This is a genomic window from Streptomyces sp. Ag109_O5-1, from assembly GCF_003814875.1.
In the GTDB taxonomy this organism is placed as follows: Bacteria; Actinomycetota; Actinomycetes; order Streptomycetales; family Streptomycetaceae; genus Streptomyces; species Streptomyces sasae.
The window spans coordinates 3,330,186-3,350,959 of sequence record NZ_RKQF01000001.1; the positions used below are offsets into that span (position 1 = coordinate 3,330,186).

A 20,774-nucleotide genomic window follows, 5' to 3' on the forward strand; every position below is an offset into this window, starting at 1 on the left:
GAGGAGAGCGTGCGATCCATGACCCCCTTCGACTTCGTCACCTATCTGGTGGGCCTTCCCACCGCCGCGTACTTCGCCTTCGTCACCGCCCGGGCCTTCGCGGGCGAGGTCCGCACGGTCAGAGCGCTCCGGCCGCAGGCGGAGTCCGGGCGTACGCAGGCCGCGACGGCGGACACCTCCCGCACCGGTGCGCAGCCCGCGGCGGGACCCGAGTTCGTGATCCTCATGCCCATGCTGCGCGAGGACCGGGTCGTGCGGGAGGCCTGTGAGCACCTGGTGCGTGCCGTCAAGGACGGCGTCGCCCTCCAGGTCGTCATCGCCACCACCGAGCGCGAGGAGCAGGAACGGCGGGAGGCCCTCGCCGAGCTCCGGGCGGCCGCCGACCGCGGCGGCCTGCGCCACGACCTGGACCAGGCGCTGACCCGGGCCCTGGTGCCGGCGGCCCACGCGCCGTTCCGGCACGCGCTGGAGACGGGCCGCCCGGACGAGGCCGTGCGGATCGTCGCGGAGCGACAGCGGTCCACCACAGCCGAGACGGCCGCGGACGTCATCGCGGAACTCAACGCCTCGCTGGGCCGCGAGGTCTTCCACCACACCGCCGCACCGGCCACCGCCACCGGCAAGGTGGGCCAGCTCAACGCCGCGCTGCGCAGGTGGCAGGAGGGACGGGACCGCGCGCGCGACGTCCCTGTCTACGTCGGGGTCTACGACGCGGATTCCAAGCCGGACCCGGCGGCGTTCCGGGCCATGGCCGACATCGTGCACGCCGAGGCCGTCGTGGGCCACGAGCCTCCCGAGATCTTCCAGCAGGTCTCCAGCTACTGCCGGGGCATGGGCGCCATGCGTGGCATGCGGGCAGCGCTGAGACTGTCGGACGCGATCGCCCAGACCCGCTGGGCACTCGGTTTCGAGTACGACCTCTTCCGCAGGTACACGAAGCAGGCCCGCGCGGGAGGGCTGCGCCCGCTCGCCTACTGCATCGGGCACGGCTGCTTCGTCTCCCTCGGCTTCCTGGAGCGGATCGGCGGTTTCCCCACGCTGAGCCCCAACGACGACCTGGCCCTCGGCTACGAGGCCTCACTGCTGGGCGCCCAGGTGTGTCCCGTTCCCGCTCTCGACTACTGCGACGTGGCCCCCGACTCGCTGTCCTCCGTCCGGCAGTCGCGGTTCTGGTTCCACGGATCGGCCCGGTTCGCCACCGATCTGCGCGCCTTCCGGGACGAGCTGGGGGTGCGACCGGGCCGGCTCCAGTGGTGGTATCTGCTGGCCGTCGGCCACGGCCGCAACATCGCCTGGGCCTGGCGGGCGGCCGCCTGGGCGACGGCCACCGCACTGGCCGCGGCCGACGGCCGGTGGGCGTTGACCGCGGTGCTGGTGGCTCTGCACCTGGCCTATGTGCAGGGCGGGTTCCTCCAGACCTGGCGGCACCTGCACACGCTTCCCGGCGCCGCGGACCTGTCCGGGGTCAGGGAGTTCCCCGTGCGGCTGCTGCTGGCCTCCCTGGCCGCGGCCTCGGTCACCTTCGTGGTACGCAGCCTCGGCCCGCTGACCGGCAGCCTCGAACTCCTCCTGCGCCGGGGCGGCGTCACGAGCTGGAAGGTCGAACGATGACGTCGGCCGCCCGGTCCTCCGTCCTGCGCAACGCCCCGGTCCTGGTCGCCGGATACCCCCGCAGCGGCACCACGCTGCTGTACCGCATGCTCGCCCGGTACCCCGAGTTCGGTGCCGCCGAACGGGCACGGACGATGGGCGACTCCGCGCACGAGACCGCGCTGAGCTTCTTCATGAGCCCGCTGCTGGACCTCGACCGGATCGGCCGCCAGGGCTGGCCCCACTGGCAGGAGGCACTGGGCGGCGCGGCGGGCCTCGACGCCTACCTCGCCCGCCTCGGCCGTCCGGGCCGGGGACGGACCTTGCTGGAGCGTGCGCTCGGCTCGTACGTCTTCGGGGACCGGGTCTTCGAACAGTTCACCAGTGACGTGGACAGCGTCGCGGTACGCGGTTGGTCCCGCGCCGACCGGCGGCTGCGGATCCGGTACGCCGCCATGCGCATCAGCCGGCGTACCAGCGTGGTCCGCGAGTTCCTGGAACTGGCTGCGCGAAGCAGCGGCTCGGAACGGGTCCTGGACAAGTTCCCCTTCCACTACTACCGGTTCGCGGAACTGTCCGCGGCACTGCCCGAGGCACGCTTCGTCTTCATCCACCGCTCCCCCGTCGACGTGTTCGCCTCCATGGTCCACCGCGCTCGGACGGAGCTGGACGGACGCCCTCCGATGGGGAGCGTCGCCTGGCTGGTCATGTCGGCGCCCGCGTTCGTCCGGGACTGGTGCGACAGCGCACGAGCCGCCCGGGCCTTCGCCGCGTACGAGCCCGATCGGCTGCTCATCGTCGACTACGACCGGCTCACCGCCCCCGCCGAGCGGACGGACCAGGTGACACGGCTGGCCCGCTACCTGGGACTGCCCCCGGAGGTCATGCTGGCCGACGCCGGTGGAGATCCGAAGCGCGACCCCTCCAAGCGCTTCCCGTTGTCGTCCTCGACTCCTACCCCCAACACCCGTCCGTTCACCGACGAGTTGTCGGCGAACGACATCGCCGTGGTGGAGGAAGGCTGCCGGGCCCATGCGGAACTGCTGCGTGCGGCCTCCGGCTAGGACCGCTCCCGTACCGGCCCGCCGGGCCCGCTCCGAGAGCCCGGCAGGCCGCCCGTCCCCCCGTGTTCCGCTCGCCCCTTCCACCGGCCCGACAGGAGAACGCAATGCCGGCTGACCAGAGGATCACCATGGGCAAGGGCGTGCTCGTCATGACCTATGCCTGCAACCTGAAGTGCTCGTTCTGCTACGCGGGGGCGGAGGTGTTCGGCAGCCCGAAGACCATGCGCACCGCCGAGGCGTACAAGGGCATCGACTTCATGGAGAGCATCGGCATCAGCACCTTCACCCTGCTCGGCGGCGAACCGACCATCCACCGTGACCTGCTGGACGTGGTGTCCTACGCGCGTGCCAAGAACATGGGTGCATGGGTGGTCACCAACGGCGTCAAGATCTCCGATCCCGCGTTCGGCCAGGCCATGATCGACGCCGGGCTCAAGGGCGGCTGCATCAGTCTGCACGGGCACACCGCCGAGGAGCACGACACGGCGACGCGGATACCCGGCAGCTACGACAAGGCCATGACAGCCGTACGGCACGCGGTGGAGCGCGGCTGGCCGCTGTACCCGATGCTCACCGTGATGGATTCCAACCTGCCCAACGTGTTGCGGGTGGTGGAGAACCTGACCGCCCTCGGATGCCGGACCATCTACATCAACTACGGCGTGCCGAACGTCGTACAGCAGCTCGACACCGGCGTCGCGTCCGGACCGGAGGCACTGGCCCGGCTCACCGAGCAGCTCTTCCGGCTGCAACCGGAACTCGGGGTCCGATTCATTTTCAACCGCGAGAAGAACAAGATCCCGCTGTGCAGTTTCGACCACGACACGCTCAAGGACATGTTCGCGGACGAGGTGATCGGCACCGGATGTGAGGCGGCCGAGGGCAACACCGTGGTCATCGAGCCGGGCGGCAAGGTCCTCGGCTGCTCGCACTGGGTGGACCACCCTCTCATCAACATCTACAAGGACCGGGAGAACCTGGAGCTGCTGACACCCGAGGAGTTCTGGGAGCTGTGGCACTCCGGCCGCCCCCGGGAGTTCCGGGACGAACTGCGGTTCTATCCCTACGAGCAGTGTGTCGACTGCGGCTGGCGCAAGGACGGCCGGTGCTACGGCGGTTGCAAGATCTGGCAGCAGGCGGATGTGCTGCCCAAGGCGTACGCGTTCGACGACGGCGAGGTCGTCCCGTACCGCCGCCGGCTGCTGCCTCTCGACGTCAAGCGCGGCTGACGTCCCGCCCCCCGTTCGCGCCCCTCCTGCGGCGCGGACGGTGACGACCCTCCGGAAAGACAGTGATCCCGTGATGGAAACGACCGATTCCCGGATACCGCTGGTGCACGAGAACCAGTACGCCACGGAAGGACTCCGCTTCGCCTGCATACGCCTGATGGAGATCGCCTCCGCCGTGCTGGTCCGTACGGCGAGTACCGAGGCCAAGGTGGCACTCTCCCAGGACGTCTGGGGACTGGCCCAGTGCGCGGACACGCTCGGGCAGCGCCTTCCTGGGCTGCGCTCGAAGAAGGAGGCCGCGAGGCCGATCAACGCGGCCTACGTGCAGCTGTGCAACGACCTGGCGGCCATCGAGGATCCCGACCGTCAGCTCGACCGGCTGACGCGCGTCGCCTACGCCGATCTGCGCGCGGCCACCGCGGCACTCCTGGTGCGGCTCGACCCCCTGGTCGACGAAGCCGGCCACCAGTGCCTGACCTGGGTACTGGACCGCCTGGGCACCCTGCACCGCCCCCTCGGAGACGCCGAGGAAGGCGGGCCCTCGCCGCTCTTCGACAGTTGCGCGGGGCGAGCGGGCGAAGCGGAGCCACCGGTCACGGTGACGAGTACGCCCGCCCTGACGGAGATCCCGGTCCGCCCCGGCCGCGACCCCCGGCTGCGCGAACACCGGCCCGGTATCGACCCGGCCGGCGTGGGCGAGCTGTCGTCCTCGGTCGACATCACGGATCCCCTGCACGATGTCGCCTTCAAGATCGAGCTGTGCGCGGCGGAGATCTGCGCCACCCTTCTGGCGCTGCACCCGGAGGCTCCCTGGGGGCTGCGCCACGACCTCGCCCGCCAGGTGCGCGACGAGGGCCGGCACTTCGAGCTGCTCATCACCCGGATGCGGGAACTCGGCGGCACTGTCGGCTCACACCCCGTCCGTTTCCAGATCTGGGACAAGTTCCGTCTGGGCCGGACCCTTCCCGAACGCATCCTCATCGAACAGCGGCTCGGCGAGGGGATCGGCCTGGACGGCGGGCTGCGCGTCTACCGCTGGCTCCAGCAGATCGGGGACACCCGGACGGCGACGATCTTCGACTACATCAACGCCGACGAGGTCACGCACGTCGGCAACGCCAACCACTGGCTGGAAGAACTACTCGGGGGCGCGGACGAGGTCCGCGAGCTGGACGCCCGGGTACGCGATCTGCTCGCCGGACACGACATGCCGGTGCGCCATATGATCCCCATCAATGTGGAGGACCGCGCCCTGTCCGGTTTCTCTGCGGAGGAGATCGCGGCACTTCAGGAAGAATGGGCACGGGAGCGCGCCGCCGCCGAACAGAAGGCGGCACGGCAGCCGCGGGCTCCCCGGACGTCCGACGACGCCCCGGCGCCCCGCCCTACAGGAGTCCACACGAACACCCACGAATATCTTCACTGAAGCCCGGTTGAAATGTTACTGACCTTGTCAGTATGATCGACCAATCGCGTGCTTCTTCCAGCCAAAAGGCCCGCATTATCTACATCTCGCCAATCACACCGATCAGGCTCGCAGCTGGCAGACAGGCCGAGACGCACGCGATACTTGTGGGTAGTTGCCACTCTTATCGGCCGATCCGGGACAGGTTCGCTTCGAGTTCGCTTTTTCGAAGCTTGCCAAGTGAGGAGTCACAATGACCGTGAACGAAGGTCTTGGCTCGCGCATTCGGCGACTTCGCAGGGCGGCCGGCCTCTCCCAGGAGGCACTGGCGAAGCCGAATCTCTCCCCGAGCTACATTTCACTTCTGGAAGCCGGTAAGCGGATCCCCTCGGAGGAGGTACTCGCTCAGCTCGCCGAGCGGCTGAAGTGCGACCCCGCGTATCTCATCGGCATGATCTCCAAGCCCGACTCGGTGGACCTGGAGATCGAGCTGAACTACGCCCAGCTCGCCCTGCGCAACGGCGACTCGCGGACGGCGCTGAAGACCTTCACCGCCCTGCAGGCCAAACTGCCGGAGAGCGAGCAGACGGATCTCCACTTCGCGGTGGAGTTCGGCATCGCCCAGTGCCTCGAACACCACGGAGAGCTGGAGGAGGCCGTCCGCCGCTTCGAGGCGCTGTTGCAGCAGTCGGCCGTGCAGGGGCGTGGCATGCTGGAGCGGCTCGGCGTGGTGATGCTGCTGTGCCGGTGCTATCGCGAACTCGGTGATCTCTCGCATGCCATCGACGTCGCCGAATCCGCCCTGTCCGAAGCGGACGCCGAGGACCTGCCCCCCACGGTCCCCCAGCTGGAGCTGCTGTCCACGCTGATCGGCGTGTACTGCGAGCGTGGCGACCTGCACCGGGCGAACTTCCTCGCGGGCGAGGCCATCAGCCGGGCCGAGGTCATGTCCGACCGCAGGGCGCTGGGCGGCGCCTACTGGAACGCGAGTGTCGTGCTGCACCGGCGCGGCAGGTCGAGCGAGGCACTGGAGCTGATCAAGAAGGCCGTCGCCATCTACGCCGAGGGCGACGACGAGCGTGCCCTGGCCCGGGTGCGCAACGCCCAGGCCACGGTGCTCCTCCAGTCGGAGAGCCCCAACCCCGAAGTGGCCAAGAAGCTTCTCGAACAGAGTGCCGCGACCCTGCGGACGCTGGGCAGCAGTCTCGACGTGGCGTACGTGGAAGCTGCGCTCGCGCGAGCCGAGGTCATGCTCGGCCAGCCCGAGAACGCCATCCAGCACGCCGAGACCGCTCTGCGACGGCTGGGGCCCGAGCACCGCCTGGAGAGCGCCCGCGTCCATCTCGTCCTCGCCGCGGCCTACCTCATCCAGGAGGACTACGAGGCGGTCCACGCGGCGTACGAGCGCAGTGCCCTGCTGCTCGAAGCCTCCGAGGCCGGGCGGCAGGCCGCCTTCGCCTGGTCGGAACTGGGCGAGATCCTGGAGAAGAGCGGAGAGAGCGAACGCGCCGTGTGGGCCTACCGGCAGGGCATGCGGCTGATGGGGCACCGCGGCTCGCTCATCGCCGACGCCCCCCGCCGGGTCTGGCAGGACTGACCCGTTCCCCGGCCCCGTCACATGTCCCGGACGTCCGGTGAACCGGTAGGAACTGCTTCTTTCATGGGTTTCCTGGACGGCCTCAGAGAACGAGGAGCTGCCTGGCATGAGGCAGTCACGAAAGGTACGGCCGGGAGCGCGGAACGGGGACTGACCGTCGCGGACCATGGCGAGGGTCGCGCCCAGAGACCACAGGTCGGAGGCCGGGCCTGCCTTCGCTCCCCGCACCCGCTCCGGTGCCATGTACCCAAGGGAGCCGGCCCAGTTCGCCAATGGTGGTCAGGAACCCGCCGTCGTCCAGGGCCGCGATACCGAAGTCGGTGAGGACGGCGTCGCCGTCACGACGCAGCAGGACGTCGAACGGCCGCCAGCGGCAACAGGGTTGACCTCGACGGTCGGTTCGTGCGGCACCTGCGCGCGCGACGGGCACCACCACCGCCACGCGGGGCGGGCTCTGTCCGGCACCGCTCCGCGGGCTGCGGAACGGGGGCGGGTTCAGACGGTGGGCTGGCGGAATTCGAGGCGGTTGCCGACCGGATCTCGACTGTGCAAGCGGCGGTGGCCGGGCGGGGTGACAACTGCTGGCAAGATCCGTGCTGTTCACGCCGCCACCGGCGGGCCCTATGGCGTCCGCAGGATCCAACGCCGGCTGCGGCGTGAGGGTGTCACTGCGACCCGCTGCACCGTCAAGCGGCTGATGCGCGAAGACGACCAGGAGGGCGTCAACCGCGGCCGGGGGCCGCCGGAACACGGTCTCCGGGCCAACTGCCCGCGCCCGCCCGGACCCGGTCGACCGGCTCTTCACCGCGACCCGGTCCGACCAGCTGTGGGCGGCCGCGAGTGCGACCCGCTCCTCCTCCGGAGCGCGCTCGCCGACCGCGATGACCCGGGTGGCGTCTGCCGCCCGCGGCCGGTGGACGTACTCGACGCGGCATCTGGCGGTGGCGGCGGTGCCGGGGGCGACTTCGCGAAGAAGGGAGGAGAGGTCGCGGCCCTGTTCCCACGATCCACCACCACGACGCCCTCCTCGTCGGCCACCACGAAGTCTCCGCCGGTCACGCTCACGCCGATCTCTCGTACCTCGCCCAGGTCCCTGATCAGTCCGTCGAGGGCGAAGCGGCGATCCCGCAGCGCCGGGCGACGGCGCAGACGTTGCCACCGGCGAGTGCGAAGTCGGTGTCCCAGGACTCGACGACGATGACGGAGCCGGGCTGGGCCCGGTGGATGGCCGCGTGGAGCATAAGGTTGTCGCCGGACGGGCATCGAAACCACTGGGGACGGCCTGATCATGGGGCGCGGCGCGGCTGCCCTCCGCCGCGCCGCGGGCGAGGGGCCGGGACGGGAGGCCCTGTCGCGCGCGGGCCTCCCGGCTGTGACCGAGCAGCATGACAACAAAGGGCGTACGAGGAGGCCGGCCGACTCGTCTCTACACCTGAGCCAGGCCCTGCAAGGACCTGACGGTTTTTCAGCCCGTGCGTCATTCGTGCGTCACGCCGCAAAAACCAACGCGCCCCGTCACCACCGCACAAGCCACCCCCTCAGGCGGATACGCAGATCACACGGCGCTGTCCGGCTTCGACTGTTTCCACGCCACGAAACAGGTCGAGCCGACCGAAGGAATCAGGAAACGGCAGGTCAGGAGCCCTTCCCGACCGGCTCAAGAATAGCCACGCACTCCACATGATGCGTCATCGGAAAGATGTCGGCTTGAGCAAGTCGCGGAAAATCCCAGCTCAGAGCCGCTTTCTCGGCTCATCGCCCGGCGTGCGGGCGTCCAGAGCGTCAAACGAGCGTCACGGCGGCCAGCCCGCCCCTGCTGCTCAAAGCAGAAAGACTGCACTCGGTTGCCGAGGACCTGGCGCTGTATCGGGAGAAGTTCCGACGGCGTCTGCCCTCCCGCACCCTGGCAGCCGTGGGCAGGCCGGTAACCCTGTGGGCACAAGCGCGGAGCCCCGCCCACCCCTCGCCTGGGTGGGCGGGCCCCCGTCCACAGCACCCGGGACTCAGCCGATCTGGGTCGGAACCGGGCGGTTCCGGCCGAGTGAGGCCACCCCGCCGGGGGTGAGGGCCTCGGTAAAGAGCTGGACGTCGGCGACCCTGCCGGCGGCGTACTCTCCGTAGGTGCCCTGGAAGATGCGGCGCCCGATCTGCAGCGGTCCGGTCGCGTTCCAGGCCGTGCCCTCGTAGGCGGCGGTGTCGGCCAGGTCGTCGTTGACGTAGAGACGCAATTGCTGGGTGTCGGCGTCGAAGACGCCCACCAGGTGGAACCACGTGTTGGTCTTGGGGCTCTGCGCCCCCGTGGTGGGTCCGTAGGCGCTGGTGAACTTGCCGTCGGTGTCGTCCGCGTGGGCGTGGCCGAAGGCGAAGGCATGAGCGCCGCTGGAGTAGTACAGCTGGAGGCCGTTGGCGCTGGTGCCGGACTGCGAGACGAAGGTGGAGTTCGCGGTCAGGCTGCTGAGGTTGGCCCAGGCCGAGACGGTGTAGCTGCGGCTGGTGTCGAGCACGGGGCCCGAGGTGGCTGCGTAGCCGGTGCTGCCGTTGAGGGCGAGTGCGTTGCCCCGGGCGGCGTCGGCGGTCACGGTGGCGCCACCGTTCAGGGTGAGGCCGTTCGCCGGGCGGATGCTGTCCGTGGTGCCGTCCAGCTTCCACCAGTCGGTCGGCCGGTGGACGTGACCGATGCTCACCGGGGCGGTGAACTGTGCCAGGCCGCCGTCGGCCGCGGCGCCCGGGTACTCGATCATCCGGCCGGAGCGGGAGGCTGCGTACAGCGCAGGGAAGCCGGTGCCCTGCACGTCGCCCGGAGAGGCGGCGGTGGGGTAGTCCTGCTCGCCCACGCCGACCGGGAGCACCCGCTGGGCGGCGGGCAGCACATTGCCGTTCGTGGCGGCCCACTTCTGGTCGGCTGTGTTCTTGCAGTCCCAGATGACGACCTGGGTGCGGGGGTTGCGGTTGCCGGCGGGGTCGGCGAGGCAGCGGCCGGACTGGGGGTTCTTGAGCGTGCCCGGATACGGCCCGGGGACCCACTCCTGGGAGTCGGTGTTGTTGCACTGGTAGAGCTGCACCAGGGTGCCGTTGTCGGTGTCGCCCTTGGTGACGTCCAGGCACTTGCCCAGCACGTGCACGGTGTGGTCGGTGCCGAGGGCGAAGTTCTGGGCGTCGCTGCCGTTGCAGGTGTACATCTGTGCCGCGGTGCCGTTGGCGGTGCGGGAGCCGGCGATGTCCAGGCAGAGGTTCTTGTCGTTGGTGTCGAGCACCGCGGAGACCAGCGGGGCGTGCCGCGGGGCGGCCAGCGTGCTGGTCGGTACCCCGGCGGAGAAGGTCAGCGGGTAGCTGCTGACCGCGCCGGTGGCGTTGTCGCGGGCCCACAGGGTCGGGACGCCGCCCACGGTGCCGGGGGCGAGCAGGGTGGTGTCGGACCAGTCACCGGTACCGATCTTCACGCCCTGGCCGAGGTTGCAGCCGGCCTGGAAGGTCCCTGGGTAGTACCAGAGTTCGCCCTTGTCGACGGTGATCAGGTCGGGGACGTCCGCGAACTGGGCGAGTTTGCCGGGCGCCAGGATCTGCGTGACGTTGTCCCAGGTGCCGTCCGAGCCCTTGGCGGGGCAGGAGTCCGAGGTGCGGATCGGAACGACGTTCTGGGTCAGGGTGAAGTGCCCGGCGCGACCGCCGGGGGTGACGGCGTCGTTGGCGTAGAGGTACAGCTCGTGGGTCGTCTTGTTGAGGGCGAACAGGTCGTCGACGTTGCTGCCGGTGGCTGTGCCGCGGTGGGCGACAAGGTAGTTGTCCCAGCCGCTGCCGTCCGGGCTCTGCGCCTTGGTCGACATCGTGGTGGGCGCTGCGGCCGGGTCGGCGTTGCCGCGGACCAGGACGAGGTCGCCGTCGCGGGTGGGAGCGGCGAGGTCGGGGATCGCGTCGCCGTCGAGGTCACCGGCGGTGACCTTGGTCTTCGGGTTCCACGGGGCGAAGAAGCTGTACTGCCCCACGGTGCCCTGGGTGTTGCCCGCGTTGTCGACCGCCCGGACGAAGAGCGTGTGCGCGCCCCACTGGGCGGCGCTCAGCACGATCGGGACCTCCGCACTCGCGGTGCCGCCCGCACCGGCGACGGCGTCCACCTTGGCCGCGCCGCTGCCGGGGATGTTGGCGTCCAGCGAGTACTCGAACCGGTCAATGCCGCTGCTGACGCAGCTGCCGCGGGTGCAGCCGGTGGGCGTTGGGTCGTTTGCAGTCACCTTGATCTTGACGCCCTGGTCACCGGCGTGGCCGGTGGGCTCCTGATCGGCGCCGAGCGGCGGGAAGACGGCGGAGTCGGTGAAGAACGGGATGCTCGGCGCGCTGAGGTCGATCTTGAAGTAGCAGTTCGGCGACCAGCCGCTCATCAGCGTGTCGTCGTCGGCCCTGACGTGCCAGCCGTACTGGTGGCCGTCCGCCACCTTGAAGCCGATGTTGACCCGGGCCGTGCCGCCGTCGCTGACCTGGCCGCTCACCGGCTTGCTCTTGCTGGTGGAGCCGCCGTCGTCGTCCGCGGTCTTGGTGTCCCACACCTCGTACCGGGCGCGCAGGTTGACGCCGCTCATGTCGGTGTTCAGGTGCGCGTTCAGCGTGATGTCGGAGGTGTCACCGGCGAGCCCGGACTCACCGATCCAGCCGTCGGCCGCGCCGTCGCAGCCGTTGCTCGAGGGGTTGATGGTGGCCGGGGTGGTGCCCAGACGGTCCGGCTCGGAGGGCGCGATGTCGAAGACCGTGGTCAGGTACGGGTTGGTCGCGAACCGCACGAAGTCGAAGTTGCTGGAGGACTTGGACTCGTTGCCCCACAGGCCGAACGTCCAGCTGTCGTCCTTGCCCGCCAGCTTCTTGATCTGGTCCGTGACAGTGAATTTGACATCGTGGTCGCCGCAGTGCTGGCTCAGGTTGGAACTCTTGACCTTCTGCGTACCGCCGATGTAGCCGTCGCCGGCGAGCTTCGGCTGGTGATCCCAGTCGGTGTTCTTGCTGATCCCCGACACCGTCGCGAGGCGCACGCCCGTCTCGTTGTCGCAGTCGAAGGAGGCACCGTAGGTCGAGGTGAGGTGGACGTCGGACTTGGAGATCGTCATCGACTTGGTGAGGTTGCCGATGTTGAGCTCGTAGTACGCGCGGTTGAGGCCGAAGCAGTTGCGCCAGTGCTCGTAGCCGACGCCTTCGCCGTTGTCCTGCGCGTCGTCGTACGGGCTCTGCGAGGGGCAGCCCTCCTTGACGGTGATGAAGTGGCTTTTCTTGCTCGTGATCGGGCTGGTGAAGGGGTCGATGTACAGCGGCCACACCGTGCCCTTGCCGCCGAGCAGGTCCGCGTCCGGGGTGAGGGTGAGCGCGCCTGGTTCGCTGCTCACGCCGATGGGCTTCACCTGTGCGCCACTGCCCGGCTGTTCCGCGGTGGAGGCCGTGTCACCGGTGGTGCCCTGGGCTGGCGAGGTGTTCGCCGCGCGGGCGGTGCGGCGGGCCGCGGTCTTCCGCGCTGGGCTGGCCACCTGTGCGCCGGACGAGTCCCACATCATCGGGGTGGGCGAGCTGAACAGGGGAGTGCCGTCCGCCGCGGTGGCGGTCACCCCGCCGTCCCGGTCGGCGTCGACGGTCACGCCGTCGCTCGTCCCGGTGGTCAGCCGGAGCGAGGCGAGGGCGGGGTCGGCGGCCGCCTTGGCGTCATGGACGATCAGGACCTCGTGGAAGCCACCCTGGTCGGTGGTGGTCACCTTGAGGTCCACTCCCGGCAGCACATCGCTGTACTGAGCACTGTCACCGCTGACGACCGGGGCCGGCAGGCGGAACGGGAGCGTGTACGACAGCCGGTGCCCAGCCTCGTCGACGAGGGTGGCCAGCGGCCCGTCGCCGCCGCCGGAGAGCGTCAGGGTCGACGGGGTCGCCTTGGTGGAGAAGGTTCCGTCGGAGTTCCGAGCCAGGCCGCCGTCAACGTCCGCCCACTCACTGCCCTTACGGACCCGGGCCGGCTGGAGATGCGAGGTCTGGGTGAAGGTGCCGTCCGCGTTCGCGACGGTCTCCGAGGTCTCAGTGGTCAGCTGATCCACGGTGACCGGCTGTCCGGTCCTGGCCGCCTCGGCACGGGCGGTCGCGAGCGGCGAGCTGTCCGCGCCGTCGGCGGCCGCCGACGCGGGCGGGCCTGCCGCCGAGACCGGGCCGACGGCGCCGAGCAGCAGGCCGGTGACGGCCGCCGACAGCGCCAGACGGCGCGTCAGTTTGCGCGCCGGATGACTCCGGACGCGGGTGGGTTCCCCCATGAATCGCCCTTTCGAGAGCGTGGGCGACGCCCCCCGGCGCGCCGCTGTGGTCCTTCTCACAGAGCGTCCCCCCGAGGGTCGCCGCATGTCGGAATTGCGGTACTTGGTCGCGCCATGCCCCGCTGTGAAGGGCCTGTGATGGACCCATGTGAAGGCTGTGAGCAGTGTGACCGCTGAGGAAGGGTATTGCTGCGCACATGACATGGCAATACGGTTCCGGTCTGACCAGACGAGCCGTCAGCTGACCACTGACCAATTCGGCTGCTGGACTTCTTACATGGGGGATCACGCATGCGCGCAGGACCGCGCGGAATTCAAGGTGCCCGGAGACGGGCGTGGTTGCGGCAGGTGACCGTCTGGGCCGCGACGACCGCCGCTTTCTCGCTGGCCGTTCAGCCGGCCGTCGCCGACGTCGTGGTTGGCGGCTACCAGTACAAGGACGAGATCTGGGCGGCCGATCCGCTGCCCGAGCAGCCGAAGGTCCCGGGGCACCCCGCGGACGGCCCCGGCGCTGAGGAGCCCACCCCGCCGCCCGGCGCCCACGAGCTCGCTGGGCACCAGGTGAAGGCACCGAAGTGGCCCGCGGGCGGTGTCGCTACCGTCGACCTCGGCACGGCGCACCAGGTGCGCGGCCGGGCCGCGGCCGCCGCGCCCGGCAAGGTGAAGGCCGCCGCGCTGCCCGTCTCGCTGTCGCCCGTCGCACCGTCGGCGATCGGCCCGGGCGCCCACGCGCTCGTCGGCCACGGCACGCCGGTCGAGCCGGCCAAGTCGGTGCGGGTGCGCCTCGCCGACCGCGCACAGGCGAAGAAGGCCGGCATCGACGGCCTGCTGGTCGGCCTCGCGCGCGGCGACCACCGCTCCGGCGCCGGCGGCGTCTCCGTCTCGCTGGACTACACCGCCGTCGAGCAGGCGTACGGCGGCGGCTGGGCCTCCCGGCTGCACCTGGTGGCCATGCCCGCCTGCGCCCTGACCACACCTCAGCTCGCGGCCTGCCGCACCCGCACCCCGCTGGAATCGGTCAACGACCCGCAGGCCGGCAAGGTCACCGCCACCGTCGCCGTGCCGGCCGCAACCACCAAGCCGACAGGCAGGCCCGCCGCTCCCTCCGGCCGTGGCCGTACTGCCCTGGCCTCCTCGGGCATGGCGGTCGCCGCGGTCGCCGGCAGCAAGGGCTCGCAGGGCGACTTCGGCGCCACCTCGCTGTCCGCCTCGGGCGCCTGGTCCTCCTCGGCCTCGGGCGCCTTCACGTACAACTACCCGATCACCGTGCCCCCGTCCCTCGGCGGCCAGGCGCCCAACGTCGGCCTGTCCTACGACTCCCAGTCGGTCGACGGCGAGACCTCCGCCCGCAACTCCCAGTCCTCCTGGGTCGGCGACGGCTGGTCCTACAGCCCCGGGTTCATCGAGCGCTCGTACAAGAGCTGCAAGGACCAGGGGATCAAGGACTCCGGCGACGAGTGCTGGGGCGGCTGGAATGCCACCATCCAACTCGGCACCCACAACGGCCAGTTGGTCCGCGACTCTGACGGCGAGTACCACCTCCAGGCCGACGACGGCACCAGAATCCAGCGGCTCACCGGAGCGTCCAACGGCCTGTGGGACGGCGAGTACTTCAAGGTCACCACGACCGACGGCACCGCCTACTACCTCGGCCTGAACCACGCCCCCGGCACCACCGACGACGACGCCACCGACAGCGCCTGGGGCGTGCCCGTCTACCACCCCAAGTCGGGCGACCCCTGCCACGACAAGGACAAGGGCGACGACTCCCAGTGCGACAAGCCGGTCGGCTACCGCTTCAACCTCGACTTCGTCGTCGACCCGCACGGCAACGTCCAGCGCTACGACTGGGCGACCGAGTCCAACTACTACAACATGGGCTACGGCCAGGTCGCCAAGGACGACAAGGGCGGCAAGATCACCAAGTACGTCCGTGGCGGCCACCTCACCCGCATCTCCTACGGCTACCAGCTGGCCGACGCGCGGGCGGGCCGCGAGCCGGCCGCCAAGGTCGTCTTCCGCACCGCGCAGCGCTGCACCACCTCCGACACGGTCTGCAAGGCGGACAACCTCTCCTCCAAGACCGCGAAGGACTGGCCGGACACCCCCTACGACCTGCACTGCGAGTCCGACTGGAAGAACAAGCCCAAGGACGACGACACCGACGGCGTCTGCCTGACGAGCGGCCCGACCTTCTGGACGACGTACCGGCTCAAGGGCGTCGACACCTCGGTACGCACGGCCTCCGGCTGGCAGGACGTCGACAGCTACGAGCTCAAGCAGGTCTTCTCGGACGCGGGCGGCACCTACGACCCGGTCACCGGCAACACCCAGGACCCGAAGAGCACGGGCTCGCTGCAGTCGGTGATGTGGCTGTCCTCCATCGTCCACACCGGCGAGGACACCTCGGCCGGCGGCGACAAGCCGATCACCCTCGACCCGGTCACCTTCGCCGGAATCGAGATGGACAACCGCGTGGACGGCCTGACCCCGGCAGCCCCGCCGCTGTTCCACCCGCGGATCTCCAGCGTGCAGACCGAGACCGGTGAGTCGGTCGCGGTCACCTACCGCCCGCCGGAGTGCTCGCGGGAGAAGAAGAACATGCCGGACTCGGCCGACAGCAACACCATGGCCTGTTACCCGGTGTTCTGGACCACCCCGGGCGGGGTGGAGCCCATCGAGGACTGGTTCAACAAGACGCTCGTCTCCCAGGTCACCGACAGCGACCGCACCAAGGCCGGTTCGCCCGCCAAGGTCACCAACTACACCTACAGCGACGGCGCGGCCTGGCACCGGGACGACTCCGACCTGACCGACGACAAGCACCGCACCTGGAACGACTTCCGGGGCTTCCGCACCGTCACCACCACCACCGGCGCGGCACCGGACCCCGTCACCCAGAACACCATCTCCTACCTCCAGGGCATGGACGGCGACTACAAGTCCGACGGCTCCAAACGCAGCGTCAAGGTCAAGAACGCCGTGAACGAGGAGATCACCGACAGCCCCTGGCTGGCCGGCACCCCGTATCAGGCCCTGAGCTACACCAAGGCTGGCGGCACCGTCGTGGGCCGTACCCTCACCGACCCGCCCACCTCCAAGGTCACCGCCTCCCGGGACCGCACGGCGTGGACGTCCGAGGACCCCAAGCCCGACAAGCTCTCCACTCTGCCGGACATGACGGCACGCCAGATCACGGGAACCTCGTCCCGCACGATGGGGCTGCTCTCCGACGGCACCTGGCGCACCACTCGCTCCAGCACCACCTTCGACGACGAGGGCCGCACCTGGAAGGTCGACGACGAGGGCGACGTCTCCAAGCCCAAGCAGGAGACCTGCACCACCACGACCTACGCCGACGCGCCCGCCGACAACCCGATGATGCTGGTCTACCCCAAGGAGACCATCAGCGTCGCCGGCCCCTGCGGCACCGCCCCCGGCAAGGACACCACCCTCTCCGACAAGCGCATCTACTACGACGGTGACGGCTCGGTCGACAAGATCGGCACCCTGGGCCGGCTCGGCCAGAACGGCGACTCGCTCGGCTTGGTCACCGCCACCCAGTCGGTCACCTCGTACGACGCGAGCGGCGACCCCAGGTTCCAGACACTCGGCGGCATGTCGTACGACAAGTACGGCCGGGTCGTCGCGAACACGGACGCAGCGGGCAACACCACGACCTCGTCCTACGAGCCCACTTCGGGCATCCTGCCCACCACCCTGTCCACGACGAACCCCCTGAAGTGGACGGCCACCAGCACAGTCTCACCGGGCCGCGGCTCGGTCACCCACGCGGTGGACGTCAACAAGCAGGTCACCGACGCGACTTATGACGCGCTCGGTCGGCGGGAGAAGGTCTGGTCGCCGGGCCGGGACAAGGACAAGGACGAGAGCCCGGACCGGATCTACAGCTACGACGTCCACGGTGCGGGCGACAACCCCGCACCGTCCTCGGTCACCACCAAGGGCCTGCGCGAGGACGGCACCTACAGCACCTCCGTCACCATCTACGACGGCACGCTGCAGCCCCGCCAGACCCAGTCGACCCCCGCGGACAACTCGGCCGGACGACTCGTCTCCTCCACCTACTACGACTCGCACGGCTGGACCGTCTCGAACATCGCGGCGTACTCCGACGCCGATCACGCCCCGGGCAGCACGATGTGGGCGGAGACCAACCGCACGGGCCCGTCGGTGACGCGCACGGCGTACGACGGCCAGGGCCGGCCAGTCACCCGCACCATGGTGTCGTTCGCCAGCACCCTGTTCCAGTCGTCGGCGGACTACCGGGGCGCCGACCGGGTCGACACCACCCCGCCGAAGGGCGGCAAGGCCACCACGACCTACACGGACGCGCTCGGCCGCCCCACCTCCACGGTGATGCGCGACACCACGCCGGACCGCAAGCTCACCGGCGGCGCCAAGCTGGCCTCGGGCACCTCGCTGGTCTCCGCCGGCGTCCGGCTGGCCATGCAGGCAGACGGCAACCTGGTGCTGACCTCGCTTGCAGGCGACAAGGTGCTGTGGTCGTCGAAGACGTCCGGCAAGCCGGGCGCCTATGCGGTCATGCAGACCGACGGCAACCTCGTGGTCCTGGACGCCACCGGCAAGACCACCCTGTGGTCCAGCGACACCTCCGGTCACACCGGCGGCTACCTCAAGGTGCAGTCCGACGACAACGTCGCGGTGTACGACGCGTCGAACACCGTGCTCTGGTCGACCGGGACCGCCGGCAAGGCGGCGACCGCGGACATCACCACCCACTACACCTACACACCCACAGGACAGATCGACACGGTCAAGGACTCGGTGGGCAACACCTGGTTCTACGACTACGACCTGCAGGGCCGCGTGGTTTCCCAGACCGACCCCGACTCCGGCACCTCCACCTCTCACTACGACGACCTGGGCCGGCTGGACCGCACCACCGACGCCCGCAAGCAGACCCTCTCCTTCACCTACGACCTGCTGGGCCGCCGCAAAGCCGAGTACTCGGGCGACGGCACGACGGACCCGAACAAGCTGCTGGCCGAGTGGACCTACGACGAACTCAGCAAGGGCCTGCCCGTCGCGTCCATCCGCTACGTCGGCGGCAAGAACGGTAGCGCCTACGTCCAGAAGATCGACGCGTACAACGCGGTAGGCCAGCCGACCAGCACCTCGACCGTGATACCGGATGCCGAGGGCGCCCTGGCGGGCACCTACACCGCCAAGGCCTCCTACACCGACAACGTCGGCCTGCTCGCGGCGACCACGTATGGCGCCGACGGCGGTCTGCCGACCGAGACCGTCGGCTACGGCTACAACCTCGAAGGCGGCCTGGTCAGCATGGGCTCGCCCAGCCGGCCGTACGTCGCCACGGTCAACTACAGCCCGCTCGGAGAAGTCCTCCAGACCACCGTCGGCACCCCGTCCAAGCAGCTGCGCACCGCGCAGACCTACGACCAGGCGACCGGACGACTCGCCACCAACCGAGTCACCCTCCAGACCAACACAGCCAACCCGATCTCGGACACCACCTACGGCTATGACCAGGCCGGCAACATCACCGCGGTCTCCGACGTCCGCTCGAGCGGCGGCACGGACCGGACCGCCGACACCCAGTGCTTCGCCTACGACGCGCAGGACCGGCTGACCACCGCCTGGACGGACACCAAGGGACTCACCACGGCCACCGCGGGCCAGCTCGCCCGGTGCGCCACCTCTCGGCCCAGTCCGGCAACCGTCGGCGGACCGGCCCCGTACTGGACGGACTGGCAGTTCAACCAGCTCGGTGACCGCACCCAGCAGGTCGCGCACGACGTGACCGGCAACGCGGCCAAGGACACCACCCAGACGTTCGCCTACGCGGGCGCCGGCACGGCCCCCGCCCAGCGGCCCAACGCGGTGTCCACCGTCACCACCCGCAACCCCACCACTGGCACCTCCGTGCTGACCCCGGAGTACGACGACGCGGGCAACACCAAGACCCGGACCACCACCGGAGCCCACCCGGGCAGTCAGGGGATCGAGTACAACGAGGAGGGCCTGACCTCCGCGACGACCACCGACGGCAAGAAGACCGGCTACCTCTACGACGCCGACGGCCAGTTGCTCGTCCAGCGCGGGCCGGGCGGCAACACCCTCTACCTCTTCGGCGGCACCGAGCAGCTCACCCTCGACACCGCTACCAAGGCCGTCACCGGGCTGCGCTACTACTGCGCCCCCGACGGCACTGTGACGGTCCGCTCCAGCAAGGGCGGCATCAGCTACCAGCCGACCACCCCGCAGGGCACCGCCCAGCTCCAGGTGGACGGCAGCTCACTGGCCGTCACCCGGCGCGCCTTCGACCCCTACGGCAACCCGCGCGGCCCGGCGCCCACCGGTTGGGCGGACAACCACGGCTACCTGGGCAAGCCCGCCGACGCGACCTCGGGTCTGAACCTCCTCGGAGTGCGGAACTACGACCCGGTCACCGGCCGGTTCCTGTCGGTCGACCCGGTCTTCGAGAACGACGACCCGAACCAGATGGGCGGCTACGGCTACGCGGCCGGCAACCCCGTCTCCGGAAGCGATCCCAACGGCCTGGCCTGGTACTCGGACTGGGGCGGCGCGGTCGGCAGCTTCTTCTGCGGTGTGGGCGACAGCGTCGTCGGCGACCCGTGGCAGTGGAGCGTCAACACCCTCTCGGACGGCTGGAACGGCTTCGCCGGCATTGTCAACGGCGACAACCCGTGGTTCAACGGCTGGACGGGCTACTCGAACGAGACCCCGTTCCAGCTCGGTCACACCGGTTACGTCGACGACCACCCGCTGGGCAACCTCTTCGGCGTCGACACCGGCTCCACCTCCTACGTGGCCGGCCAGTGGACCGGCGTGGTCGGCACCTTCGCCGCCGACGGCTACGGCGCCTACAAGGCGGTCAGCGGCGGGATCAAGGCCGTCAAGGCGGTCAAGGCCGCGATGTCGGAGGGCGAGGACTTCGTCGGAGCGGTCAAGAAACTGCTCTCCGGCGACCTGCCCACCACCACCCCAGCCGACCCGGCGCCGACCACACCCAAGGGCGACGACGCGCCGTCGACACCGAAGGCGGGCACCGGCAAGGGCGGCAAGGAGCCGGGCGGCAGCGGTAAGTCTCCCGCTGGCGGGGGCGACCAGTCGAACCCGGCACCGCAGCCGCAGCCGGCCAAATCGACCCCTGCCCGCCCGCACGCCCGCGGTGACGTGGACTACGGCAGGGTGTTGCCCGACGGGCGGCGGACAGGCGTATCGGCCATCGTCAGTCCTGCGGACATCGGCAAGGGGACCAAGGCAGGCCGACGGATCATCCCGCCGGGCTTTGTGAAGAACTCGACCGGTCTCACACGAGGACACCTCCTTCCGCAGGTGCTGGGTGGGGACGGCAAGGTCCCCGCGAACATCGTCGCGACGAAGTCGAAGGTGGACAATGGTGCCCTGTCCACGTTCGGCGACTCGATAGCCGCCCATGTACAAGCCACGCAGAACGAAGTGTTCTTCCAAGCGGCACCGCGCTATCTGCCAGGTTCGAATGTGCCGTTCCGGCTGGACATCAGTGCGTTCGACGATTATGGCTGGTCAACTGCCGCCCAGTTCCTGGTGGGCTGAGGCCATCGGTGAGGG

General features: G+C 69.8%; 7 protein-coding genes and 2 pseudogenes. 7 read left to right on the plus strand and 2 right to left on the minus strand.

What is annotated here, in order from left to right; all coding sequences use genetic code 11:
• The first annotated feature begins 18 nt into the window (after positions 1–18).
• From EDD90_RS14960 to EDD90_RS59020, 6 genes and pseudogenes are all read left to right on the plus strand, one after another.
• Positions 19–1,611: a glycosyltransferase gene (locus tag EDD90_RS14960; protein WP_123973493.1), complete on the plus strand. Its 1,593-nt coding sequence runs from the start codon at positions 19–21 to the stop codon at positions 1,609–1,611.
• On the plus strand, positions 1,608–2,654 hold the full coding sequence (locus EDD90_RS14965; protein ID WP_123973494.1) for a sulfotransferase: 1,047 nt from the start codon (positions 1,608–1,610) through the stop codon (positions 2,652–2,654). The genes EDD90_RS14960 and EDD90_RS14965 overlap by 4 nt, the downstream gene beginning before the upstream one ends.
• A 104-nt stretch (positions 2,655–2,758) precedes the next feature.
• Complete coding sequence (locus EDD90_RS14970; protein ID WP_123973495.1) at positions 2,759–3,883, plus strand: radical SAM protein; 1,125 nt, start codon at positions 2,759–2,761, stop codon at positions 3,881–3,883.
• Positions 3,884–3,956: 73 nt separating this feature from the next.
• Positions 3,957–5,309 (plus strand): DUF455 family protein, encoded by a 1,353-nt coding sequence (locus EDD90_RS14975; protein WP_185149102.1) that lies wholly within the window; start codon positions 3,957–3,959, stop codon positions 5,307–5,309.
• 232 nt (positions 5,310–5,541) lie between these two features.
• Entirely contained in the window at positions 5,542–6,885 is a 1,344-nt protein-coding gene (locus EDD90_RS14980) for a helix-turn-helix domain-containing protein (protein WP_123973497.1), read from the plus strand.
• Positions 6,886–7,126: 241 nt separating this feature from the next.
• Positions 7,127–7,603: pseudogene (locus tag EDD90_RS59020) on the plus strand (IS3 family transposase); the annotation flags it as partial.
• A gap of 290 nt (positions 7,604–7,893) precedes the next feature.
• Here the strand turns inward: EDD90_RS59020 and EDD90_RS14990 are convergent.
• Positions 7,894–8,150, minus strand: a pseudogene (locus EDD90_RS14990) (RraA family protein); the annotation flags it as partial.
• 738 nt (positions 8,151–8,888) lie between these two features.
• Complete coding sequence (locus EDD90_RS14995) at positions 8,889–13,154, minus strand: ricin-type beta-trefoil lectin domain protein (protein WP_123973498.1); 4,266 nt, start codon at positions 13,152–13,154, stop codon at positions 8,889–8,891.
• 348 nt (positions 13,155–13,502) lie between these two features.
• Between EDD90_RS14995 and EDD90_RS55450 the strand changes: the two genes are divergently transcribed.
• The gene (locus EDD90_RS55450) at positions 13,503–20,759 is read left to right on the plus strand and encodes an RHS repeat-associated core domain-containing protein (RefSeq protein ID WP_185149103.1); all 7,257 of its coding nucleotides are present in this window, start codon (positions 13,503–13,505) and stop codon (positions 20,757–20,759) included.
• Positions 20,760–20,774 lie beyond the last annotated feature (15 nt).

Coding starts and splice junctions, on each gene's coding strand:
- EDD90_RS14960 (WP_123973493.1), top strand. CDS start 19: ATGACCCCCTTCGACTTCGTCACCTATCTGGTGGGCCTTCCCACCGCC.
- EDD90_RS14980 (WP_123973497.1), top strand. CDS start 5,542: ATGACCGTGAACGAAGGTCTTGGCTCGCGCATTCGGCGACTTCGCAGG.
- EDD90_RS14995 (WP_123973498.1), bottom strand. CDS start 13,154: ATGGGGGAACCCACCCGCGTCCGGAGTCATCCGGCGCGCAAACTGACG.
- EDD90_RS14970 (WP_123973495.1), top strand. CDS start 2,759: ATGCCGGCTGACCAGAGGATCACCATGGGCAAGGGCGTGCTCGTCATG.
- EDD90_RS14975 (WP_185149102.1), top strand. CDS start 3,957: ATGGAAACGACCGATTCCCGGATACCGCTGGTGCACGAGAACCAGTAC.
- EDD90_RS14965 (WP_123973494.1), top strand. CDS start 1,608: ATGACGTCGGCCGCCCGGTCCTCCGTCCTGCGCAACGCCCCGGTCCTG.